We start from the raw sequence: 23230 nt of genomic DNA on the forward strand, positions 1-23230 counted from the left end.
CCTGGCGGCTAGGCGCACCGGCCGGCCCGACAGACCCGGACAAACGGTGCACGGGTGATTTTCTCACGGGACGGCCGTGAACCACACGTCTCAGGGCGCCAGCCGGTCCATCGCCTTCGCGATGCGCTTCTCCGACACCGGGGTCGGCGTGCCGAGGGTCTGGGCGAAGAAGCTCACCCGCAGCTCCTCGATCATCCACCGGACCTCCACCACGTCGGGGTCACCCCGCCGCGCCGGATGCAGCTTGGCCAGCAGGTCGTCGTAGTCGTCCTCGACCTTGTGGACGCGGTCCATCCACTCCTGGTCGCGCCACGGGTCCTCGGGCAGCTTGATCAGGCGGCGGTCGATGGCCCGCAGGTAGCGCAGGACGTCGGAAAGCCGCCCGTGACCGGTCGCGGTGACGAAGCCCGGGTAGACGAGCCTGCCGAGCTGCTCGCGTACGTCGTCGGTGGCGGCGCTCGCGCGCAGGGAGTCGAGCCGGGCCCCGGCCTCGTGCCACACGCTGAGAATCTGCTCGACCTTGTCCAGCACGTCGCGGGCGGTGTCGTAGAGGTGGGTGCGGACGTGCTGGTAGAGGCGGTCGTAGCCGACCGGCTCCCAGACGACGCCGCCCGCCTCCAGCATGAGCTTGTCGACCGCCGCGTTGACCACGTCGTCGAACAGCGCCACCGCCCCGCCGTGCGGGCTGCGCGACAGCGCCAGCTTGGCCTGGTTGGACAGGCCGCCGAGCAGGGACTTCGCGGGGTTGGTGACGTTGAGCAGGAGCAGGCGGCGCAGGCCGGGCCAGTGGGAGCGGCGCTGCTCTGCCTCGGTCTCGAAGATCTTGACGGAGACGGAGTCGCCGGCGTCGACGAGCGCCGGATAGCCCTTCATCCGGCCCTGCTCGAACACCTTGGGCAGGGTGCCGAAGCTCCACGTGTGCAGGCCGGTCTGCTCGAGGTCGTCGCCGGCTTGCGAGAGCGTCTGGCGCAGGCGCGGGGCCAGCCGCCGTTTGAGCGCGTCGAGGTCTTTGTCCTCGGCCACCGTACGCCGCTTCTCGTCGATCACCCGATACGTGATGCGCAGGTGATCGGGCACCTGGTCGAGCTGCCACGCCTCGCGCGGCACCCGGACGCCCGTGAGCCGCAGCAGCTCGCGCTCGACCGCGGCCAGCAGCGGCTCGCCGCCCTGCTTGACGCCGGCCAGCACCTGCTTGGCGTAGTTGGGGGCGGGCACGAAGTTGCGGCGCAGGTGCTTCGGCAGCGACCTGATGAGTGCGGTGATGAGCTCTTCGCGCAGGCCGGGGATCTGCCAGTCGAAGCCGTCGGAGCTGACCTGGTTGAGCACCGCCAGCGGCACGTGGACGGTGACGCCGTCGGCGTCGGCCCCCGGCTCGAACTGGTAGGTCAGCTTCATCCGCTGACCGAGCTGCTTCCACGTGTCGGGGTAGTCGCGGGTGCTGATGTCGGCGCCCTCGTTGACCAGCATCTCGGGCGAGAACGTGAGCAGGTCGGGCTGCTCCCGCCCGGCCTTCTTCCACCAGGAGTCGAAGTGGCGGGCCGAGACGACGTCGGCGGGCACCCGCTGGTCGTAGAAGTCGTAGAGCGCCTCGTCGTCCACCAGGATGTCGCGTCGGCGGGCCCGGTTCTCCAGCTCCTCGACCTCGCCGAGCAGCCGGCGGTTGTCCTTGAGGAACCTGTGGTGCGTGTCCCAGTCGCCCTCGACCAGCGCGTGCCTGATGAACAGCTCGCGTGACAGGTCGGGGTCGATGCGGCCGTAGGTGACCTTGCGGCCGACGACGAGCGGGACGCCGTAGAGGGTGACCTTCTCCAGGGCGATCACCGCGCCCTGGTTCTTCTCCCAGTGCGGCTCCGAGTAGGTGCGCTTGACCAGGTGCTGGGCGAGCGGCTCGACCCAGTCGGGCTCGATCTTGGCGTTGACCCTGGCCCACAGGCGCGAGGTCTCGACCAGCTCGGCCGACATGACCCACTGCGGCTGCTTCTTGGCCAGCGCGGAGCCGGGGAAGATGGCGAAGCGGGCGTTGCGGGCGCCGATGTACTCCTGGATCGGCCGCCGGCCGTCCTGCCCGCGCTGCTTGTCGATGACGTCCTTCACGCCGATGTGCGACAGCAGGCCCACCAGCAGCGAGGCGTGGATGTGGTACGGCTCGGCGGGCTGGGAGTTGGGCTGGGCGCCGAGCGTCTGGCGGAGCTGGCTGTAGATGTCCTGCCACTCGCGTACGCGCAGGTAGTTGAGGAACTCGGCCTTGCACAGCCGCCGGAACGCGCTGGACGACAGCTCCTTCTGCTTGTCGCGCAGGTAGTTCCACAGGTTGAGGTAGGCCATGAAGTCGGACTCGGGGTCGGCGAAGCGCCGGTGCTTCTCGTCGGCCTGCTGCTGCTTCTCGGCGGGCCGCTCGCGCGGGTCCTGGATGGACAGCGCCGCGGCGATCACCATGACCTCGCGCAGGCAGCCGTTCTTCTCGGCCTCCAGCACCATGCGGCCGAGCCGCGGGTCGACCGGGAGCTGCGCCAGCTTGCGGCCGACGGGGGTGAGCTTGTTGTGGGCGTCGAACGCGCCCAGCTCATGGAGCAGGTTGACGCCGTCCTTGACCTGGCGGCGGTCGGGCGGCTCGACGAACGGGAACGCCTCGATGTCGCCCAGCCCGATCGAGGTCATCTGCAGGATGACCGAGGCCAGGTTGGTGCGCAGGATCTCGGGGTCGGTGAACTCCGGCCTGCTGAGGAAGTCGTCCTCCTCGTAGAGCCGGATGCAGATGCCGTCGGACGTGCGGCCAGAGCGGCCCTTGCGCTGGTTGGCGCTGGCCTGCGAGATGGGCTCGATCGGCAGGCGCTGCACCTTCGTGCGGTGGCTGTAGCGGGAGATGCGCGCGAAGCCGGGATCGACCACGTATTTGATGCCCGGCACGGTCAGCGACGTCTCGGCGACGTTGGTGGCCAGCACGATGCGGCGGCCGGTGTGGCGCTGGAAGACGCGGTGCTGCTCGGCGGCGCTCAGCCGGGCGTAGAGCGGCAGCACCTCGGTGTTGCGGAAGTCGGCCTTGCCCAGGCTGTCGGCGGCGTCGCGGATCTCCCGCTCGCCCGACAGGAACACCAGGATGTCGCCGGGGCCCTCGCTGATCAGCTCGCGGCAGGCGTCGACGATGCCCTGGGTCTGGTCGTCGTCGTCATCGAGCGGGCGGTAGCGCACCTCGACCGGGTAGGTGCGGCCGGAGACCTCGATGATGGGGGCGTCGTCGAAGTGGCGGGAGAAGCGCTCGGGGTCGATGGTGGCGCTGGTGATGATGACCTTGAGGTCGGGGCGCTTGGGCAGCAGCTGTTTGAGGTAGCCGAGGATGAAGTCGATGTTGAGGCTGCGCTCGTGGGCCTCGTCGATGATCAGCGTGTCGTACTGGTCGAGCATGCGGTCGTTCTGCAGCTCGGCCAGCAGGATGCCGTCGGTCATGAGCTTGACCAGCGTGCGGTCGCTCGCCTGGTCGGTGAAGCGGACCTTGTAGCCGACCACCTCGCCGAGCCCGGTGCCGAGCTCCTCCGCGATGCGCTCGGCGACCGTGCGGGCGGCGATGCGGCGGGGCTGGGTGTGGCCGATCAGGCCGCGTACGCCCCGGCCCAGCTCCAGGCAGATCTTCGGGATCTGGGTGGTCTTTCCCGAGCCCGTCTCGCCGGCGATGATCACGACCTGGTGGTCGCGGATGGCGGCGAGGATGTCGTCCTTACGCTGCGAGACCGGCAGGTTGTCCGGATAGGTCACCGCCGGGACGGCGTCGCGGCGGCGTACGAGCCGCTGCTCGGCCCGCTCGACGTCGGCGAGGATCTCTGCGGCGATCTTGTCGCGCGCGTCGCGGGAGCGGACCCTGCGCATGCCGTCGAGCCTGCGCCGCAGCCGCCGCTGGTCGCGCGGCATGAGCTCGGGCAGGCGCGACTGGAGGTCCGCGAATGACCCGGAGGCCCGCGCGGATCGGGAAGGCGAGGCCGGAGACGGCGAGGACGGCGAGGACAACGAAGACGTTCCCATACTGCTTTCAGGATATTTGAGCTCCGCTTCGCCGGAGCCAACCGCCCATGGTGCCCGACCCGCCCGCCGCGCGCATCCCAATATCGCCGCGACTAGCGGCTGTGCGCGGTGACCACGTAGCCGTCGGGGTCGGTGAAGCTGAACGAGCGGCCGAACGGGCCGTCCGCCGGCGGGGTCACGATCGGCACGCCGGCCGCCTGGAGCTCGTCGTGCAGCCGCTGGGCGTCGCCGCACTCGAACCACAGGACGACGCCCGTGCCGGGGCGCTCGGGCAGCTCGACGCCGGGGAGCGGCTCGCGTACGGCGAAGGGGACGGGCTCGGTGGCGAACACCACGGCTCCGGGCGGGCCGGCCGGGGCGCGCTTGAGCCCGAGGCGCCGCTCGTAGAAGTCGGCGGCCTTGGTGAGGTCGCGGACCTGAAGGGCGACGAAGTCGATGCCGGTGGCGGTCATGGTCTCTCCTCGTATGTCAGAACGTTGACATAGAGAACTGTATGTCAGAATGTTGACATGACGCAAGACGAGCTTGGGCGCAGCGTCGGATACCAGCTCAAACGGGTGCAGGCGGCGCTGCGGGCGGCCATGGACGGCGTGCTGCGCGCGCACGGGCTCACCACGCCGCAGTACTCGTGTCTCGACGTGCTCGGGCAGCGGCCAGGGCTGTCGAACGCGGAGCTGGCGCGCGCGGTGTTCGTGACCCGGCAGTCGATGAACGTGCTGCTGCAGCACCTTCAGGAGACCGGGCTGGTCGAGCGGCCGTCGACGGCCCCCTCGGGGCGCGCGCTGCCCGCCCGGCTCACCGAGGCAGGGCGGCGCCGCCTGGCGGCCGCCAAGGCCGACGTGCTGGCCGTGGAGCGGCGGATGAACTCCCCGCTGGCCCCGAACCAGGCGGAGGAGCTGGCGCGACTGCTGGCCCGCATGGCCGAAGCCCTCACGGACTGACACCCGCGGGCCCCCGCACAGCGGCGGCGGCTACGCGTGGGAGGCGCTGCGGCGGCGGCGCCATGTGTGGGCGGCGGCTCAAGGGGCGGCGGCGTGGGCGGCGCCGATGATGCCGGCCTGGTTCTGGAGGCCGGCCGGCACGATCGGCGTGTCGAGCCGTACGTGCGGCAGGAACTTCTGGGCCTTCTTGCTCACTCCCCCGCCGAGGACGATCAGCGACGGCGAGAACAGCATCTCGACGTGCCGCAGGTACTCCTCGACCCGCTCGGCCCACTTCTCCCAGCTGAGGTCGTGCTCCTCGCGCACCCGGGCGGCGGCGCGGTGCTCGGCGTCCTTGCCGTGCAGCTCCAGGTGCCCCAGCTCGGTGTTGGGCACCAGCACCCCGCCGGTGAACAGGGCGCTGCCGATGCCGGTGCCGAAGGTGAGCACCAGCACCGTCCCCTGGTGCCCGCGGGCGGCGCCGAAGCGCATCTCGGCGAGGCCGGCCGCGTCGGCGTCGTTGAGCACGGTCGCCCCGCCGAACAGCCGGCCCGCGTCCACGCCGATCCACGAGCGGTCGACGTTGGCCGCCGAGCGCACCACGCCGTCCACGACGACACCGGGAAAGGTGACTCCGACCGGACCGTTCCACCCGAAATGTTCGCGCAGCTGAGCCACCACGCCCGCGACCGCGTCCGGGCCCGACGGCTCCGGCGTGGGGATGCGCAGCCGCTCCCGCAGCAGCTCTCCTGCCTCTGTGTCGACCGGCGCGCCCTTGATGCCGGAGCCGCCGATGTCGATGCCCAAGACGTCCATGCTCTTCCTCTCCCCGTTACGACGCCGGCGAACGCTATTTATGGCCACGGCTGAACCCTTCTCCCGCCCGCATGCGTACCTCGCGTCACAAGCGCTCATTAGGAGGCACCGGATGCGGCCACGCATCATCACACTCTGCGCTGTTGCGGTCGTTCTGGGAGCGACTCTCACCACTCCCGCACACGCCACCACCAGGACGCGTTTCGACGTCATCAGCCTTGTGTCGGACGTCAAGGGCAAAGCCCCTGTCACCGACCCCAAGGTCGTCAACCCGTGGGGCCTGGCCATGGGCAAGACTCTGTGGGTCTCGAACACCGGCACCGGCACCGCCACCGTCTACTCCGGCACGGGCAAGAAGGAGAAGACCGAGGTGGCGATCCCGGGCGGAGCCCCGACCGGGCAGGTGTTCAACCCCGGCCAGGGCTTCACCGTCAAGGGCAAGCCGGCCTCGTTCATCTTCTCCAGCCCGAGCGGCGCCATCAGCGGCTGGAACGCGGAGGTCGACCCGGCCAACGCGATCATCGCGGCCTTCACCCGCGGCGCCGACTACAAGGGGCTGGAGCTCGTCCAGACCGAGGACGAGGCGTTCCTGCTGGCGGCCGACTTCGCCGGTGGGCGCATCCACGCCTTCGACCAGGACTTCCGGCGCGTCAAGCTGGCGCGCTGGCAGTTCAGGGACTCGGCGCTGCCGAAGGGCTACAACGCCTACAACGTGGCGGTGGCCAACGGCAACATCTGGGTCGCCTACGCCCTGCGTGACCCGGCGACCGGCAAGCCGGTCTTCGGCAACGGCAAGGGGTTCGTCAGCCGGTTCAACGCCAACGGGCGGCTGACCGGGCGCATCTCCCGGGTCGGGCTCAACGCCCCCTGGGGACTGACCGCCGCGCCCAAGGGCTGGGGCCGCGAGTACGCGGGCTCGCTGCTGGTCGGCAACTTCGGCGACGGCACGGTGCACGCGTACAGGCAGGGCCGGCACCTCGGCGCCCTGCGCGACTCCGGTGGCAGGCAGATCGTGCTGCCCGGGCTCTGGGACCTCGAGCCGGGCACCGCCGCCACCGGCGGCGAGAAGGCCCTGTGGTTCTCCGCCGGCATCGACGGCACCAAGCACGGCCTGATCGGCGTGATCGCGCCGAAGGGCACGAAGGTCAGCTCGAACGGGGCGGCCGCGGCGCCGAAGCCGTCGGGCCAGAGGACGAGCGCCCCAGCGACCCGGCCCCCCTCCCAGAATCCCTACGGCGGGTACTGACCGGCGCTCAGCCGCCGCCGTCCCCTCCAGCCCGGCGAGGAGCGCAGCTCGCCCACAGGGGCGAGGGGGCGGCGGTCGGGGGGTCTCCGGCGCGGCCGGCGCGAGCCGCGCCGGAGACGCCCGCAACCCTCGCGAGCGCGGGACCGCGCGCGGCCGGTCAGGTGAGGGCGGCGGTCAGGTCGGTGAAGGTGCGGTAGTGGACGCCGGTCATGCCGAGCGCCACGGCGGCCTCGACGTTCTGCGGCCGGTCGTCCACGAACAGGCAGCGCTCGGGCGCCGCCCCGGCCAGCTCGGCGGCGATCTCGTAGATGCGCCGGTCGGGCTTGGCCACGCCGACCCTGGCGCTGCTGACCACGGCGTCGGCGAAGTACGTGAGACCCAGCAGGTCGAGATGCGACTCCAGGGTGTCCATGGCGTTGGTCACGATGACCACCGGCACGTGCTCCTGCACCCGGGCCAGCAGCTCCCTGACCTGCTCGTCCACCCAGAACCTGATCTCCACGAACTCGGCCACCGCCCGCCTGGCCCGCTCGTCTCCCCCGAGCGCCACGGCGACCGACTCGGCCCATTCGGCCTCGGTGCGCTCGCCGAGCGTGGCCGGCAGGATCAGCTCGGGGTCGAAGGCCGTCTTCGTGAGCGGCAGCCCGTAGCGGGCCTCGATCTCGGCCTGGGCGGCGTGGTCGAAGTGGCGCAGCACGCCGTCGAAGTCGGTGAGAACCGCGTCGTAGGGGATCACAGCCCACCATTCTGCCCGGTGCGGGCAACCCCGTCCCCCCTGCCACAGGTGCTGAGGGGACCCGCGGCACTACCATCTCCGAGACAGGATTCGGTATCGGAACGGTAGGGCATGAGCGATCACCGGCTGCCACGCGAGCTGTGCCAGCTGTTCGCCGACGGCGGCAAGGGGAGGAGGCTGCCCGTGGCGCTGCCTCCCGGCGACGTCGTATGGCCGGATCCCGGCTACACCGGGCAGGGGGAGGCACCGCGACCGGCGTTCTGGATGAGCGACGAGCAGGCGAACGGCGCCGACTGGGCGCTGCTGCGCGAGTGGCACCCGCACAGCGGGTTATGGCCGCTGCTGCTGGACGAGTCGGCGCAGCCGTGGGCGGTCGGGCAGGTCGTGCCGGACGATCCCCGTCAGATCGACCACTTCACCGCCGACGGGTTCATGGCCGAGGTGTGGGAGGAGTGGGTGGCGCAGATGCCGGCGGACGCGCTCGAAGAACTGGAGCCGTACGGCGCGATCTGTCCTGGTCCGGCCCCGCCCGGCGTGCTGCGGGCCGATCCCGAGGCGGTGGCGGCGTGGCTGGCGGGCGAGCTGGCGGCGAAGGGGATGCCGCTCGGCCTGGTCGCCGCGGGCCGCGGCGCGGACGCGCTGGCCGTCATGGGCTGGCAGGGGGCGCTGCACCACAACGAGTGGATGGTGCCGATGGCGGCGGTGGTGCGCAGCTGGGAGGACCGCTTCGGGGCGCGGGTGGTGAGCGTCGGGTTCAACACGCTCGACCTGAGTGTCGCGGCGCCGCCGGTCGATCCTGAGCACGCGCTGCACGTCGCGGCCGAGCACTGGACGTTCTGCCCGGACAACGTGGTGCAGGGTCCTGGCGATCTGCAGGGGTACGCCGAGCAGATCATCGGCGGGCACGCCTGGTCGTTCTGGTGGGACTGAGCGCTCAAGGGCGCCCCTGACGCGCGGGGGCCGGTGTCCTTGCCGTCCCGGCCCCGTCGTCCGCGTCAGGGGACGCGCACCACGGCCCCGTACGTGCCGGACGCGCCGGGATCGCAGACGTCGTCGGAGCCGTCGGAGCCGTCGGGCCGCCAGTCCGGGACCCACACCAGCCCCGGCTCGACCAGTGCGAGCCCTTCGAGCAACGCCTTGACCTCCTCCCTGGTGCGTACGGCGTGCCCCGGCAGCGTCATCGCCAGCAGGTCGTGAATGGCCGGCAGCAACTCGGGGGGAATGGCGTCGAACGTGGTCTGCACCAGCGACAGATAACTCCGCTCGGGAACCACCTGCCGAATGCGTTTGATCACGTAATGGAAGTATTCGTCGTCGTTGAGGCTGTAAGCCGACAGCAGTAACACGGCCATGGGCCGGTCCCAATCGAGGAACGTCTGCAGGACGCGGTCGTCGAGCACCTCGTCGATCTCGCGCAGGTCGCCTTCGACGACGCGGACGAGATCGGTGACGGGCTCGATGGTGGCCCGCGCGCCGGCCAGCACCATCGGATCGTTCTCGACATAGACCACGCGCGGCACGGAGTCGAGCAGCGCCTTGCGCGCGACGTCGTGCAGCTGGCGGCCGGCGGGCAGCCCGCTGGGCACCCCGCTGCCGACGATCACGAACTGGTCCACACCGCGTACGGCCAGGTGACGGACCACCCGGCACAAGAACCGCAGCACGGCACGGGCGGCCGTCGTGGTGACGGGGGCGGCCAGGTCGTAGCGCCGCACGGCGTCCAGATCGGCCGTGAAGTGGTTCTTCCCACCTGCGGCCGCGTCGAGAATCCGGGTGACTCTCGCTTGGGTCAGCTCCAGCTTCGCCAGATTTCGGATGGCACGCTGACGCATTGAGTGTTGCCCCTTTCCCCTCGCCCACAATCTCGGGAAAAGATGATCCTTTCGGACCCCACTCGATGACCCAGACCATATGATCCTCGCCACACGGGGAAAGACAACCGGAAAAGCCATTAGTTTTGGGTATATGTCACTAACCACTCGCCGGCATAAATGATCTCGCGGGCGGGAAGGGGCTCATTTCCCGAACGAACGCGAAAGCCTTTCGCGATGGTTCGGGAAGGGGCTCATTTCCCGAACGAACGCGAAAGCCTTTCGCGATGGTGGTTGAGCACCTCGAAGGTCTCTTCGCGGGTGGTGGTCGTCACCGATAGCTTGGTGAACGCCTGGTGGTAGACCTCGACCTCGGCCGCGTCGCCGGTCAGCCGGTCGGACTCGATGCCGTGGGCGCAGGCGATGTCGGGCTCGAACGCCTCGGCGAAGCGCCAGATCGTGAACGGGCCGGTGCGCGGGACGTAGACGGGGTCGTCCGTCGGCACCACGTGCAGCGAGACGTTGGGCCGCTTGGCGTGCTCAAGGAGCACCTCGAGCTGGCGGAGCTGCACGTGCTGCCCGACGATCGAGCGGGTCAGCACGCTCTCGTCGATGACGGCCCACAGCACCAGGCCGCTGTCGCGGGGCAGCGCCTCCTGGCGGGCCATGACGAGGGCGAGTGCCTCGTCGACCGTCTGCTGGCCGAGCGTGGCGGGGCCCGCGACGGTGAGCGCGGCCCTGGCGTACTCCTCGGTCTGCAGCAGCGGCGGCACGAACTGGGGGTGGTAGCTGCGGATCACGGTGGCGCGCTGTTCGAGCGCGTAGCCGGTGGCCAGCCAGACGGGCACCGACTGGGCGTCGTACCAGGCGGCCTCGCGCTCGCCCCTGGCCAGGCTCAGCACGTATTCGCGGATGGGCGGCGACGAGACGCCGTAGACGGTCAGCAGGCGCTCGACCGTGATGGGGGCCGGCGCGATGCGGCCCTCCTCGATGGCGGGGATCGCCGCGGCGCCCTTGCCGATCGCGGTCTCGACCTGCTCGACGGAGAGCCGGGCCGAGACGCGCAGGCCGTGCAGCCGCTTGCCGAGCGCCCTGCGCTGCGGCCCGCTCAACGGCGCGACCGCCTCGGGAATCTCGGCGGTGGGCTCGGGCTCGTCGGGCAGCCCCTCGGCCTTGCGCGCCATCTCGACCACGCCGCGCAGCACGGCCAGCGAGCCCTCGGACAGCCCTGAGGCGGACAGGCCGATGGTGGCGGCGCGCAGCTGGAGGTCCTCGACCGACCCTGACTCGAGGTAGTCGTCGCCGACCAGCCAGCCCACGCTCACCTGAAGGCACGAGGCCAGCGCCCGCAGCACCTGGAGCGTCGGGTTGGTCTGCTTGCCCGTGCGCAACTGGCTGACGTAGGCGCGCGTGATGGGGATGCCCGCCTCCGTCAGGGCGGAGGCGACCTGCGCGCCGGTGTAACCGCGCTTGGTCAGCGCGAGATCGAGCCGTTCGGCGAAGTTCGCCACGGCACACCTCCTACCGCCCGTGAACTTTTCCAGCGTAAGGGACGCGGGGCCCGGTGTCCCCTGCCATGCGGGCAAGCTCTGCCCCGCGATGGGGTATCAACATATTCGCAAACTGTCAGTTGACATAGCCCGCCTTGAAAGCGGACTATCGGAAGCGCGTGGTAACTGTGGCTTAACAGCCTACGGGTTCTGGAGAGATTCCCCGGGCAAGGAGGTGGCCGGACATGACCATGGAGCATCGGGACGGTTCCCGGTTCATGGACGATCCGGTCTCCGCCGGGCAGGAAGAGGCGGTGCGCCGCATCTGTGCCCGCGTGACCGGGCCAGAGGCGGGCGACGACGTCCAGGTCGCCGGCCTGCCGCTGGGCGGTCTCCAGGTCTGGCTGGAAAGCCCTCGTCACCGCTGGCGCTTCTACCATCGGATGGCCCGCGAGCTGCGGCTGGCCGGCTGGCACACGGAGACGGGACCGGAACGGCTGCTGTTGCTCGGGTGGAGTGCGGTCTGCCTGAGCCACCGCGTCAGGATGCTGGGCGCGGCCCTCAAGGGACGGCTGGCCGACTTCGACCAGACGGCGTTCACCGCCGTCATGCTCGCCACCCGGCTGTGTCACGACGGGTTCCCGATGGCGGACGTGCCCGCCGAGGTCGAGGCTCGCTGCGCCGACGCGCTGCGCTGGCCGGCCCGGCTGGCCGACCTCGAAGGGCTCGAACGCCGGTCGTCGCTGGAGCCGATGCGGCTCAGGCTGGCCCAGGTGGCCGGTCTGGAGGCCAAGGTGGCCAGGCGCTGCGGTGAGCACCTCGTCCTGGCCTCGAAGGTCGCGCGTACGGTCGCCGGTGGTGCGGGACCGGCACGGACGCGGACGGCCGGGCCCCGATCGGCGGCACAGCGTGCCGGGCTGACGGAGCGCATGGTCTGCGTCAGCGTCCCGAACGTGGCCGAGAGTGCGGTGACGGCCCGATGACGAACACCAGCCGCCAGGGCGCGACCGCGGTCATCACGGCCGCGCCAGGGCCAGGACCGCGGGGAGGACGGCCCGATCCCTGCATCGGAGCCGCGATGTGCCTCCCCGTCTCGCTCGCGCCGTTCGCCGGCGAGCGGTCCACCGGACGCGTGCCTCCGGGCACCGCGCCGACGCGCGTCAGCGCAGGCGCCGGAATGCCGGCGCTGCCATCCGGCGGCGGGAGGTGGCGGGCCGCGCGCGGCCTGCCCGGCCCGTCCGCCTTCAGTGCGGGAACGGTGGCAGCGCGCAAAGCGCTGGCCCCGGCGCTTCCCCGCCCCCCCGGCACCGTGCGGCACGTGCCCGACTCAGTCGGTTCGGTGCTGTTGGCCAGCGCGGTAGCGGCTGGCGTGCTGGCCAACTCGAGGGGTAGCGCCTGGGGTCGGCTCAACTTGTTCCAACCCGGCTTCGGCGGGTCGATCGGCAGGGCGGGCGCCACTGAGCCGATCGACCGGCCGTCCCGGCGGGCAGCGGTGCCCGGGTGTGCGCCCGTGACCGTTCCGCCGGCCGCCGTTCTGCTCGCCGCCACGGCGCTGGTGCGGGTCGCCGTGGCGTCGGGACGTGAGACCGGACGTCGATCTCAGCGCGCGGCGGAAGAGGGGCCGGCGATCGCCCGCCGGCTCCTCGCCGCACGACGCGCGGCCTTCCTCCCGGTACGCGGCCACGCGCCGCGCCCGCGCGGAGGCCCCCGACTCAGCCCGCAACCGTTCAGGACACCCGCTATAGACAGGAGCGATCATGCTCACCGACGAAACGCGCAGGTCACAACCCCATGAAGTGCACCCGCGAGGCGTGAGGCCCGGCCCGCCGCCACCCAACGGCGACGAGGACAGGGCGGCTCCGCCCCCGCAGGCGACGATGCGCAGCGCCCACCGGTTGCGCCGCATCCGTCAGGTGTCCGTCGACGCCATCACCGAGATCGACCAGGCGCTCCGGCACCGCGCCTCGTGACCCTTTCTCTCGCCTTCCCGCACAGGAGGAAGACCATGCGCACCGTCCGGGGCACGCTATGAGCCGCGGCAGGGTCGGCGTGATCGTCGCGCCGGAGAACCCCTCCGCAGAGCCGGAACTCACCCGGCTGTTCGGCTCGCGTGCCGACATGTACGTCGCCCGCCTCCCCATCTGTCCGCGTCCCTCGCTGACCGACCGCCTGGAGAGCTACAACGCCGCGCTGCCCGCCATGGCGCGCGCCTTCGGCGGCCTGCGGCTGGACGCGCTGGTCATGGCCTGCACAGAGCCGCGCTACCTGCTGGGCCCCGACGAGGACCGCCGGCAGTGCACGGAGCTGACCACGGCGACCAAGCTGCCGATCGCCTCGGCGACGCTGGCCACCCACGAGGCGCTCGACCATCTCGGCGTGAGCGACATCGTGCTGGTCTCGCCGTACGAGCCGTGGGTGACCGATCTCGCCGAGCGGTTCTGGAAGACGGCCGGCGTCACCGTCACGCAGGTCGTGCAGATCCGCGCGGGCGACGGCTACTCCTCGTACGCGGTCACCCCCGAGGAGCTGATCTCCCAGGTCGAGTCGGCCGAGCCGCCCGATGACGCGGCGCTGCTGTTCACCGGCACAGGGCTGCCGACGCTGCCCGTGCTCGGGCCGCTGACCACCGGCAACGACCGGCGGCTGCTCACCACGAACCTCTGCCTGGCCTGGTGGGCGCTGTCCAGGGCGTTCGGCCGTCAGGTGACGCTCAGCCCGCTCCCCCACCGCAGGACGGCCGCGCGGAGGGTGGCGCACACGGGAGGCCGCGCATGAACGGCGTCATCGTCGCCGGAGCCGGGCCGGCCGGCCTGACCGCGGCGCTCTCCCTGGCCAGGGCCGGGATCCCGGTCACCGTGCTGGAGCGCGAGAGCGAGCTGCCCAGGCAGCCCCGGGCCTGCACCTTTCACCCCGCCACCCTCGACCTGCTCGACGACCTCGGCGTGGCCGCCAGGCTGGTCGCCGGCGGCCGGGTGGTCGACCGGGTGCAGTGGCGCGACAGGGCGGGGCTCGTGCTGGCCGAGATGGGCATGAACCGGCTCGACGGCCTGACCAAGCACCCCTTCAGGATCCACGCCGACCAGAGCGCGCTGACGCCGCTGCTGCTGGAGGCGCTCAACGTCTACCCCGACGTGGACGTACGCTTCGGCGCGCAGGTGGACGGCGTCGCCGAGGGCGGCACGGGCGTCCGGGTCCGCGTCGGCCACACCTGGACGCGGGCCCGGTACATGATCGCCGCCGACGGCGCCGACAGCAGCGTGCGCGGGGCGCTGGGGCTGCCGTTCCCCCGGGCCGCCTGCCCGGCCCAGGCGCTGCGGGTCTTCACCGAGGCGCCGCTGGACCGGCTGCTGCCGAGCCTGGCGCCGCTGACGTACGTACGGGACGTGCAGCAGTCGTGCACCCTGCTCAAGCTGCCCGACCACTGGCGGATCATCTTCAAGATCCCCTGCGAGGCGTACGAGCCGCTGTCGCCGTCGAACCTGTCGCTGCTGGTCCGCCGGTCCCTGCCGGGCGCCACCGAGCCCATCAGGGTCACCGGGGCCGACCGGTTCGGGCTTAACCGGAGGGTGCTGACCTCGTACCGGTGCGGGCGGGTGCTGTTCGTGGGCGACGCGGCGCACCTGACCTCGACCATCGGCGGGCTGAACATGAACGCCGGCATCCACGACGCAGCCGAGGCCGCCCAGGTCATCGCGGCGGTGATCGGCGGGTACGCCCCGGCCGCCGCGCTGGAGGCGTGGGCCTGGCGGCGGCGCTCGGTGCTGATGCACCGAGTGATCCCGCGCGGCGAGACGCGTCCCGCGGGCGTACGGGAACGTGACAGTGCCCGGCTCGCCGCGGCCATGGCCGGGTTACGCGCCATCGCCGGCGACCCCGACGCCACCCGCGCCTACCTGGCGCAGGCTTCGCTGCTCGACCCTGTGCCGAACCCGGTGCCGAACCAGGTGCCGAACCAGGTGCCGAACCAGGTGCCCGTGCGGAGAGCCGTGGGGAGGGCCTGACGCTTGAACACCACCCGACCGCGTACCGAATGGAGGAGGTGACACCGGATGTGGCGAACCCTGTCAGACGACGCGCGCCAGGCCATTCGTGACCTGTGCGACAAGCACGGAGCCCGGCTCTACGACTACTGCCGCACCGAGCTCGCCGCCGGCGACGCCGAGCAGGCCGTGGCCGGCGCCGCGATGACGGCGCACCTGTACGCGGACCGCGTGGTGGACCCGGCCCTGCGCCGCCCCTGGCTGTACGCGGTGGCCCGCGCGCACCGGGCGTTCGTGGCGAGTCCGGCGAGCATCGGCTCGTGGTCGCGGCCAGGCCGCATGTCGGAGCTGCTGCCCGAGGCCCTGCTGTCCCTGGAGCGGCCCCAGCGGGAGCTGCTCGACCTGTCCGTACGGCACGGCCTGTCCGACCCGGAGCTGGCCGCGATCTTCGAGCTGCCCGCGGCCGAGGTGCACGCCATCGTCACCAGGGCCGCGTCCGGCCTGGAGGAGTGGTTCGCCGCGATCGTCGCGGCCCGCTCCCCCGACGGCTGCCCCGACCTGACCGCCCGGATGGAGGCGTGGGTCGCCGCGCCGGGCCGCCGGGCCAGGGCCAGGATCGGCCGGCACATCCAAGCGTGCGCGACCTGCCGGGCCGCGCCCAGGACGATGACGGCGGCGGCGCTGCTGCGCCGGCTGCCCATCGCCACACTGCCCGGCACACTTCCCAACCGGCTGGCGTCGGCGCAGCCGTTGCCCGGCGAGGGGCCACTCTGGCGGGCCGACGGCTTTCCTGTGCAGGCCCGCACACTGGTGGAGACCTCCTCGTCGCAGGCTCCACCGGCCGCCGACGCCATGCCGTCCGCCCCGGTCGCCGGCCCCACGACGGCGACCCCGGGAAAGCCCTGGTCGGAGGCGGGCGCGGCCGCCTCCGACCAGGAGCCCCCGACCATTCCCGCGGCGCGGCTGCCGCTGGAGTCCCTTCCGCGGCCGATGTCCATGCCGCTGGCGGCTCCCACGTACGCGGAGTACGACACCGAGGACGAGGCTCCCGAGGAACCCATCGCGGCGCCGGCCGTGCGGGGGCGGCATCCGTTCACGCCGCCGAGCCGTACCAGGGCCTTCCGCGGCGGCGTGGCCGGCGACAAGCTCGTCTACCGCACCGCGCTCAAGGGCGAGAGCAACGGCGTGCCCCATGACGCCCCGGTCATCCGCTACGGCGGGATCACGGCGTCCAACACGGTGTCCAACACGGCGTCCAACACGGTGTCGAACTTCGTCCAGCCGCCGGGGGGCGGGGACGGCGGGCAGTGGCAGGAGTACTGGCGTGAGCCGCCCGACGACGATCCCGAGCAGGGCACCCCGATCAGGGCCGTCGCCAGGCTGGCGCTGATCCTCGGTGTGGGGCTGCTGGCGGTGGGGCTGATCTGGGCCATCATGAACGGCCAGGCCGGCACCCCGGCCCTCACCAAGGCCGCCGCCCAGTCCAGCGCCGACCCCGAGGCGCCGTCCGGCGCCCAGGCCGGAGCGGGGAGCGAGGCCGAGAGCGGGCCGCGGAGCAGCGCCCAGCCCGACGAGCCGGCACGCGAGGCGTCCGGTTCTGACGCCGCCGAGCGGGAGGCGTCAGAGCGGGAGGCGTCAGAGCGGGAGGCGTCCGGGCGAGAGACGTCCGGGCGAGAGACGTCCGGGCGAGAGACGTCCGGGCGGGAGGCTTCGGGAGGCGGGGCTGAGGAGAGCGCCGGGTCCGGGTTGAAGGCGGTGCCGAGGAAGAGCGCGCTGCCGAAGCCGGCCGCGCCGGTCGCCGAACTGTCGCCGTCGTCGGCGTGGCTGGGCGAGCGGCGCACCGGGTCGTTCGCGCTGGCGTGCACCGGCCGCTGCCAGGTCGTCTCCGCGGCCGGCACCGCCGGCATCGCCGTGTCGGGCACCCGCTTCCGCGTCGCCGACCGGCTGGAGAGCTGCGACCCCGCACCGGCCGTACGGCGCGGGAAGATCACCGTCAAGTGGGCGGGCACCGCGAAGGGCGACGGCGAGCGCACCGGCGGCACCACCACCGCGAGCGGCACGCTCACCATGAACGTGACCTGGACGCCCTCCCCCGACGCGAGCTGCGGGTAGGAGGCCCGGGGCCGGGCCCCCTACCAGGGACTTCTTAGAAGAAGTGGAACCCGGGCTCGGGCTCCGGCAGGTCCAGCTTCTCGGGGCCGCGGAACGTGGTGGCGTCCTTCGGCACGTCGGCGAGCGGCGTCCCGAGCACGAACGGCACGCTGACGCTGCTCTTGGTCAGGTCGAGGGTGACGTTGGCGCCGGTGCCCTGCTCACCGGTGTAGGTGCCGTCGGTGCCTGCCACGATCAGGCCGATGCGGTGGCCCTTCTTGAACGTGTAGTCCTGCGGCAGCGTCAGCCACTTGACCGTGCCGTACGTGCCGGGGGTCAGCGGCTTCGCCTGGCTGAGCGAGTCGCGGTTCTGCACGTCGATCCAGCCGCGGGCGACGATCTCCAGCGGGCGGGTGGCCACGTTCGTGACGACCTTGCGGTAGCAGGCGTCGTCGTCAGCGGTGCTCTCGCCGTGGCAGTCCTCCTCGGTGAGCGTGGTGATGCCCTGGCCCGTCCGCCAGTCGACGCGGGTGTCGGTGCCGAAGTCCACCAGGAGCGCGGTCAGGTTGGCGGTCGGCTTGTCCAGCTTGACCCGCAGGTCGGCGGTGGGCGTGCCGGACAGGCGCAGGCTCAGCGGGAGCGGGCCCGTGGTGAACGCGACCCGGCCGGGCTTCGCCGTGCCCACGTCGGCCACCATGTCGTTCTCGCTCATGCGGACGTCGGTGAAGGAGGCGGTGCTGTTGCGCTTGGCGGGCTTGAGCCCGAGCGTGCCGTCCGCCGACGGGCGCAGCGGCACCTTGAGCGCGTACGGCGCCGGCCAGTCGCGCTGGGTGATCCACTTCGCCGGGGCCACCTCGACGTCCGCGCGGGGCTCGTTCGTGATCCCGTTGCGCACGCCGTGCAGCCAGTGGTCGAACCAGCGGTGCAGCGTGTCCACCCAGAGGTCCCTGCGGCCCTCGAAGTCGAACGGGTCCACGTGCTGGGTCTGGCCGACCCAGATCTTGCGCGGCACGTTCCTGTCGGCCAGCGCCTTCCACCAGACGGAGAAGTTGTCGGGCTTGACGTTGAGGTCGTTGACCGTGTGGATGACGAAGACGCTCGCCTTGACCTTGGAGACGTCGCCGAGCAGGCCCTTGATGTAGTCGCGCTCGGCCCAGAACGTGTTGAAGTTCCCCGTGTCGTCGCCGTCCTCGGCGTCCATCTTGTCGCGGACCTGGCGGCACTTGTCCTCCGGGTCGGTGTCGACGTAGTTGGCCAGCCAGGACGCGTAGTCGTAGTTGTAGATCACGCCGTTCGAGCGCTGGTACTTGTACCAGGAGCTGATCGCCGAGATCGGCACGATGGTCTTCAGGCCGTCCACGCCGGTCGCGGCGACGGCGTTGGCGAGGGTGCCGTCGTACGACTTGCCGATCATGGCGGCCTTGCCGGTCGTCCAGTCGGCCACGGCGGGGCTGCCGTCCGCCCAGAACGCCTTGGCGCGGCCGTTCAGCCAGTCGATGACGGCCTTGCCGCCCAGCACGTCGGCCTTGCCGCCGATGTCGGGACAGCCATCGGACTTGGTGGTGCCGAGCATGTCGACGTTGAGGACGGCGTAGCCGCGGGGGACGAAGTAGTTGTCGTAGAAGAGCGGATATTTCACGACGTTTCCGGCGGCGTCGTAGACCTTCCGCTCGCCTTCGTTGCCGCGGCCCGAGTTGTCGTAGTACGGGCTCTCATCGATGATCACCGGGACCTTGAGCCCCGGGCCGGACTCCTTGGGCCGGATGATGTCCACCCTGACCTTGTCGAGGGCGCCGTCGAGGTCGCTGTCGACGGTCGACTCGACGTACACGTGCTCGCGGACGGCGTCCGCGTAGGAGAAGACCGGCTGCGTCCGGCCGTTCTTGACGGTGATGGCCGGGCCGGCGGCGGCCTGGGCCGGAGTCGCGATCGCGAGGGTGAGGGCGACGGCGAAGAGGGCTGGGCGTAATTGTGACACGCGTGACCTCCGGGACATTTGACAACAAACGCCACCGTCTCAGACGGCCTGAGAGGTGGCAAGATCCGACTATGAATGTTCTGGATCGGGTGCTGGGCTGCCTGCTGGGCGGCGCGATCGGTGACGCGCTGGGGGCGCCGATCGAGTTCCAGTCGCTGCGGGAGATCCGCAGGGCGTACGGGGAAGAGGGCGTCAGCGACTACGTCACGGATTGGCGCGGTAAGGCCGGCCTGATCACCGACGACACCCAGATGACCCTCTTCACCGTCGAGGGCCTCCTGACCGACGGTGGCTCCGCGGCCGTGGAGGCCGTACGGGCGGCCTATCTGCGGTGGCTGGACACGCAGGACCACAAGGCGCCGCCCCCGGCGAGCCTGCCGCACCACACGGGACTGCTGCGCGAGGAGGGCTGGCTGTACTCGCGGCGCGCCCCCGGCAACGCCTGCCTGTCCGGCCTGCACCGGCCCTTCCCAGGCCCGGCCGCGTGGGGCGAGCCCGGCCCGGTGAACCCCGACTCCAAGGGCTGCGGCACCGTGATGCGCTCCGCCCCCTTCGGCCTCCTCGCCGCCCTCGCCCATCAGGCGCCCGCCGACAGCGGGGAGCGGGCGGTGCGGGAGGCGTTCGAGCTGTCGGCGGTGTGCGCGCAGATCACGCACGGGCACCCCACCGGGTACCTCGCCGCCGGGGCGTTCGCGGCGATCATCGCGCAGCTCATGGCCAGCGAGGCGCTGGAGCCCGCCGTCCGCCGCACCCTCGCCCTCCTGGCCACCTACCCCGGCCACGAGGAGACCACGGCCGCCCTCCACGCCGCCATGGAGCTGGCCGCGAAGGGGCAGCCCGGCCCCGAGGCGATCGAGTCGCTCGGCGGCGCATGGGTGGCCGAGGAGGCGCTCGCCATCGGCGTCTACTGCGCCCTCGCCGAGCCCGAGGCGGACCGCGCCCTGCTGCTGTCGGTCAACCACTCGGGCGACAGCGACTCGACCGGCTCGGTGTGCGGAAACCTCGTCGGCGCCCTGTACGGCAGGGACGCCCTGCCCGCCGCCTGGCTGCTTCCGCTGGAGGGCCGCGAGACGATCGAACGGCTGGCCGCCGAACTCGTCGCCACCCCGGGGTGATCGTCCGCCCCCGCCCCCGCAGCATCTAGGGTGGTGGGCGTCAGCCGTTGAGGAGAAGGTGGATGCGTAACGTCGCTCGGACCTCGCTCGTGGACGCCGCCATCGCCGAGCTCCGCCGGGAGATCGCCGAAGGGGTGTGGCCGGTCGGCACCAAGATCCCGTCGGAGAGCCGCCTCGCGGAGAGCCTCGGCATGAGCCGGCTGTCCGTACGCGAGGCCGTACGCGTCCTGGCCCACGCGGGGCTGCTGCACACCCGGCAGGGCGACGGCACATACGTCACCGCCACCGACGAGTCCGAGGTCGCCCTGCGCCGCCGGCTCGACACCGCGGCCGCCATGGACATCATCGACGTACGCCGCGGCCTCGACCTCGTCGCCGCCCGGCTGGCGGCGGGCCGGCGCACCGACGACGACCTGGCCGCGATGCGCGCCGCCCTGGCCCGCCGCGACGCCGCCGCCCAGGCGGGCGACCTCGACGGGTTCGCCGACGCCGACGTGGCCTTCCACCTGAGCGTCGCGGAGGCCGCGCACAACGCCCTCCTCGGCGACCTCTACCGCAGCATGAGCGCGGCCCTGCGCGACAGCGTCAGAGACCAGGAACAGGCGGCCCTCGACCCTGACCCCTGGCACGCCGAGCTGCTCAAGGCCATCGAGAACCGCGACCCCGCCGAAGCGGTCGCCGTCTCCATCGCCCTCCTCGACAAACAGGAACGCGACCTCTGACCCTCAGCGCCGCGACCGGTTGTCAGGGAAGGGCGCGGGGTAGGCGGACACGGGTCCGCAGCCGCCCGGGACAGGCCCGGTTCTGGGTGCACGCGTGTGCGCGAGTGCCGGTTCTGGGCACGCGTGTGCGCGAGTGCCGGTTCTGGGTGCACGCGTGTGCGCGAGTGCCCGGGACGTGGTCGCGTCCCTGGCGCGCGGTGCCTCTCTCATGGGATGGCCAGGGTGTCCGTGGAGGGATCCGCCGGTGGGTCGGAAGCCTGGCGCCGGCGGCGGGTCGCCAGCCACAGCGCCGCCGCCGCGAGCGCCGCACCTCCGGCGGCGGCGAGCAGCAGGGTGTAGGCGGGGATCCCGGTGCTGGTGACCGCGCTCTGAGCGCCGGCCTTGAGCACGTCGCCACCTGTCGCAGCCGCCTCATCGCCGGGTCCGGCCGCTGTTCCGTTCGCGGGCACTGCCTCTTGCGAGGTCGCCGCTCCTGGCTCGGGCGCCGTCGCCAGTTGGTCGGGAGAGGCGGGCACGAAGGTGGGGACCTTGCCGGGGACGACCTTCGGGGGCCGGATCGCGCCCCAGCGCTCCTCCGTACGCTGGCCACCCACCATCTCGGCCGGCACCGGCGCGACGCGCAGGTCTCCGGGCACCTTCAGGACGCCCACCTCGTACGGCGGGAACCAGCCCTGCAGCGCCTCCACCTTCCACTCCCCGCGCGGCACCGCCAGGGACGTCGCATAGTGCGCCGCCTCGGGCAGCGGCGTGGCCTCGAACGTCACGCTGCGGCCGTCCGCCCGGGTGAGCCGCAGCCCGACACGGTCGAGCACGCCCTCGAACGGATGGGTGCCATGCTGCAACACCCAGAACCCCACCGTGTACGTGTGCCCGGCCTCGAACCGCCCCGGCACCGGATCAAGGTACGTCACCGCCCATCCCCCACGGGCCCCCTCTTTGGCCCCCTCTTGGGCGCCCGCCTGGGAAGCCGCCTGGGATGCCGCCTGGGATGCCGGCACCGGCACCGGCGCCAGAACCGGGGCCGCCGCAAGTGCCAGGGTCGCCAACGCGACCATCGTCTTTCGCATGAAAGTCACCTCCGGTGTGCATACACCGCAGAGGTGCCGGAGGTTCTGGGGGCCGCGCAATCAGCGGGCGACATTTCCTGACAAGGGTGCGCACATGCGAACGTGTGACCCGGTGGCCCGGGACGGCCGCAAGTTCTCCTGCGCCGACCCACTGCTCGTCTCGCACGAGGGCGAGGAGATCAGGCTCACCGCACAGCAGGCCGACGCGTGGACGCGGGGTGCTTTCGCGGTCTGCCTCGCGCTGGTGGACCAGCGCCGCATCAGCCCCCGCATCCCCGGCGCTACTCCACATCATTAACTCGAAAAGCGCATATTTCCGGCGTTCGCCGGGCCGGCAGGGGCGGGTCTGGTCGGCGGCCGGTCGCCTGCGACCCGCCGCCTCCCCCGCCCCCGAAAACCCCGTCAGGGCGTCACCGACCTCGTCAGCCCTTGTTGTTCATGAACTGCGAGATCTTCCACTCCTCGCCTTCCTTCGTGAGCACGAACAGCTCACGCATGTTGTTGTCGCCCTGCTTGCTGGTCGCCCTGACGATGGCGTCGTCGGGGCCGGCGGTGCGGGTCTCGTCGATGGTGTGGGTGGCCTGCTTCATGCCGTTGCCGCCCTGGAGCTGCTTCTGGAACAGCGACTTGATGGCTTCGCCGCCCTCGGCGGTGGGCTGCCCGGCGAGCAGGACCACCGCGTCGTCGGCGAAGGTGTCGGTGACCTGGTCCACGTCGCCCGCCTTGAGCGCGTCGAAGAAGCCCTGGACGGCGGTCTCCGCCTGCCCGCCGCCCGCGGTGTCGCCCGGCGAGGGCGAGTCGTCGGGTGAGGTGTCGGGCGCCATGGAGTCCATGTCGGTGGGGCTGGCCGCCCCCTTCATGGCCTGGGTGTTGCCGGAGCAGCCCGCAACCAGGAGGGCGGGGACGATCGCGGCCAGCAGGAGTGCCCTGCGCTGAGAAATCTTGCTCATGGCCGCTTTGATGCCCCCGCCGATGAGTGGCGAATGCGGGGTTTAGGCACTCCGCACGACGCCTTTACCTGGTCGGGGTGGTCTGGACGGTAACGGTTAACGGATCAGGGAGAGACGCGTCAGAGGTTCGATCGTTGCCGTCCTGATACCAGCGGGCCGGAGAGCGCCGATAGCGTGCCTACAGTGCCGCGAATCATGGCGAACGCCGAACCCCTCCCCCAGCGCGAAGACGCCGAACGCTGCGACAGTGTCGAAGCAGGACGGCGCTGCGTGCTCCCGGTGGCGCATCGCAGC

General features: G+C 71.7%; 20 protein-coding genes. 11 read left to right on the forward strand and 9 right to left on the reverse strand.

What is annotated here, in order from left to right:
• Nucleotides 1-90 precede the first annotated feature (90 nt).
• Nucleotides 91-4014, reverse strand: a complete 3924-nt coding sequence (gene hrpA, locus ACFFR3_RS26470) for an ATP-dependent RNA helicase HrpA (protein ID WP_364363502.1) — start codon at nucleotides 4012-4014, stop codon at nucleotides 91-93.
• A 92-nt stretch (nucleotides 4015-4106) separates the two neighbouring features.
• Nucleotides 4107-4466: a VOC family protein gene (locus ACFFR3_RS26475; RefSeq protein ID WP_345387535.1), complete on the reverse strand. Its 360-nt coding sequence runs from the start codon at nucleotides 4464-4466 to the stop codon at nucleotides 4107-4109.
• Nucleotides 4467-4523: 57 nt separating this feature from the next.
• Here ACFFR3_RS26475 and ACFFR3_RS26480 point away from each other — a divergent pair, with 57 nt between their 5' ends.
• Complete coding sequence (locus tag ACFFR3_RS26480; RefSeq protein ID WP_345387537.1) at nucleotides 4524-4955, forward strand: MarR family winged helix-turn-helix transcriptional regulator; 432 nt, start codon at nucleotides 4524-4526, stop codon at nucleotides 4953-4955.
• A 78-nt stretch (nucleotides 4956-5033) separates the two neighbouring features.
• Here ACFFR3_RS26480 and ppgK read toward each other — a convergent pair whose 3' ends face one another.
• Nucleotides 5034-5750: a polyphosphate--glucose phosphotransferase gene (ppgK, locus tag ACFFR3_RS26485; protein WP_345387539.1), complete on the reverse strand. Its 717-nt coding sequence runs from the start codon at nucleotides 5748-5750 to the stop codon at nucleotides 5034-5036.
• Nucleotides 5751-5862: 112 nt separating this feature from the next.
• Here ppgK and ACFFR3_RS26490 point away from each other — a divergent pair, with 112 nt between their 5' ends.
• On the forward strand, nucleotides 5863-6996 hold the full coding sequence (locus ACFFR3_RS26490; RefSeq protein WP_379484018.1) for a TIGR03118 family protein: 1134 nt from the start codon (nucleotides 5863-5865) through the stop codon (nucleotides 6994-6996).
• Nucleotides 6997-7153: 157 nt separating this feature from the next.
• On the opposite strand, the gene ACFFR3_RS26495 is transcribed toward ACFFR3_RS26490, so the two are convergent.
• Nucleotides 7154-7732, reverse strand: coding sequence for an HAD family hydrolase (locus tag ACFFR3_RS26495; protein WP_345387543.1), 579 nt, complete (start codon nucleotides 7730-7732; stop codon nucleotides 7154-7156).
• 111 nt (nucleotides 7733-7843) lie between these two features.
• Between ACFFR3_RS26495 and ACFFR3_RS26500 the strand changes: the two genes are divergently transcribed.
• Nucleotides 7844-8662 carry a DUF4253 domain-containing protein gene (locus ACFFR3_RS26500; protein ID WP_364363494.1) on the forward strand — a complete coding sequence of 273 codons (819 nt, stop codon included), beginning with the start codon at nucleotides 7844-7846 and terminating at the stop codon, nucleotides 8660-8662.
• Between the two features lie 65 nt (nucleotides 8663-8727).
• Here the strand turns inward: ACFFR3_RS26500 and ACFFR3_RS26505 are convergent, their stop codons facing one another.
• Together ACFFR3_RS26505 and ACFFR3_RS26510 are read right to left on the reverse strand one after the other, a co-directional pair.
• On the reverse strand, nucleotides 8728-9564 hold the full coding sequence (locus tag ACFFR3_RS26505; RefSeq protein ID WP_379484019.1) for an SAM-dependent methyltransferase: 837 nt from the start codon (nucleotides 9562-9564) through the stop codon (nucleotides 8728-8730).
• A gap of 233 nt (nucleotides 9565-9797) precedes the next feature.
• Nucleotides 9798-11054 carry a Scr1 family TA system antitoxin-like transcriptional regulator gene (locus ACFFR3_RS26510; protein WP_364363488.1) on the reverse strand — a complete coding sequence of 419 codons (1257 nt, stop codon included), beginning with the start codon at nucleotides 11052-11054 and terminating at the stop codon, nucleotides 9798-9800.
• A gap of 224 nt (nucleotides 11055-11278) precedes the next feature.
• Here ACFFR3_RS26510 and ACFFR3_RS26515 point away from each other — a divergent pair, with 224 nt between their 5' ends.
• From ACFFR3_RS26515 to ACFFR3_RS26535, 5 genes are all read left to right on the forward strand, one after another.
• Complete coding sequence (locus ACFFR3_RS26515; RefSeq protein WP_345387553.1) at nucleotides 11279-12016, forward strand: hypothetical protein; 738 nt, start codon at nucleotides 11279-11281, stop codon at nucleotides 12014-12016.
• 774 nt (nucleotides 12017-12790) lie between these two features.
• Entirely contained in the window at nucleotides 12791-13003 is a 213-nt protein-coding gene (locus ACFFR3_RS26520; RefSeq protein WP_364363484.1) for a hypothetical protein, read from the forward strand.
• Nucleotides 13004-13061: 58 nt separating this feature from the next.
• Complete coding sequence (locus ACFFR3_RS26525) at nucleotides 13062-13808, forward strand: maleate cis-trans isomerase family protein (protein ID WP_355413268.1); 747 nt, start codon at nucleotides 13062-13064, stop codon at nucleotides 13806-13808.
• Nucleotides 13805-15034: an FAD-dependent oxidoreductase gene (locus ACFFR3_RS26530; RefSeq protein WP_379484020.1), complete on the forward strand. Its 1230-nt coding sequence runs from the start codon at nucleotides 13805-13807 to the stop codon at nucleotides 15032-15034. The genes ACFFR3_RS26525 and ACFFR3_RS26530 overlap by 4 nt, the downstream gene beginning before the upstream one ends.
• Nucleotides 15035-15082: 48 nt before the next feature.
• Nucleotides 15083-17125: a hypothetical protein gene (locus tag ACFFR3_RS26535; RefSeq protein ID WP_379484021.1), complete on the forward strand. Its 2043-nt coding sequence runs from the start codon at nucleotides 15083-15085 to the stop codon at nucleotides 17123-17125.
• Between the two features lie 34 nt (nucleotides 17126-17159).
• Here ACFFR3_RS26535 and ACFFR3_RS26540 read toward each other — a convergent pair whose 3' ends face one another.
• Entirely contained in the window at nucleotides 17160-19082 is a 1923-nt protein-coding gene (locus tag ACFFR3_RS26540) for a Xaa-Pro dipeptidyl-peptidase (protein ID WP_345387565.1), read from the reverse strand.
• Between the two features lie 71 nt (nucleotides 19083-19153).
• Here ACFFR3_RS26540 and ACFFR3_RS26545 point away from each other — a divergent pair, with 71 nt between their 5' ends.
• Nucleotides 19154-20197 (forward strand): ADP-ribosylglycohydrolase family protein, encoded by a 1044-nt coding sequence (locus ACFFR3_RS26545; protein WP_379484022.1) that lies wholly within the window; start codon nucleotides 19154-19156, stop codon nucleotides 20195-20197.
• Between the two features lie 62 nt (nucleotides 20198-20259).
• Nucleotides 20260-20919 carry a FadR/GntR family transcriptional regulator gene (locus ACFFR3_RS26550; protein WP_345387567.1) on the forward strand — a complete coding sequence of 220 codons (660 nt, stop codon included), beginning with the start codon at nucleotides 20260-20262 and terminating at the stop codon, nucleotides 20917-20919.
• Between the two features lie 206 nt (nucleotides 20920-21125).
• On the opposite strand, the gene ACFFR3_RS26555 is transcribed toward ACFFR3_RS26550, so the two are convergent.
• Complete coding sequence (locus ACFFR3_RS26555; protein WP_345387569.1) at nucleotides 21126-21830, reverse strand: hypothetical protein; 705 nt, start codon at nucleotides 21828-21830, stop codon at nucleotides 21126-21128.
• A 250-nt stretch (nucleotides 21831-22080) separates the two neighbouring features.
• On the opposite strand from ACFFR3_RS26555, the gene ACFFR3_RS26560 reads away from it, so the two are divergent.
• A complete protein-coding gene (locus ACFFR3_RS26560) occupies nucleotides 22081-22284 on the forward strand; it encodes a hypothetical protein (RefSeq protein WP_345387571.1) in 204 nt (67 codons plus the stop codon).
• Nucleotides 22285-22408: 124 nt separating this feature from the next.
• Here the strand turns inward: ACFFR3_RS26560 and ACFFR3_RS26565 are convergent, their stop codons facing one another.
• Nucleotides 22409-22936 (reverse strand): YybH family protein, encoded by a 528-nt coding sequence (locus ACFFR3_RS26565; protein ID WP_364363463.1) that lies wholly within the window; start codon nucleotides 22934-22936, stop codon nucleotides 22409-22411.
• Nucleotides 22937-23230 lie beyond the last annotated feature (294 nt).

Origin of the sequence: Nonomuraea salmonea (assembly GCF_042428605.1) — a bacterium.
Lineage (GTDB): Bacteria > Actinomycetota > Actinomycetes > Streptosporangiales > Streptosporangiaceae > Nonomuraea > Nonomuraea salmonea.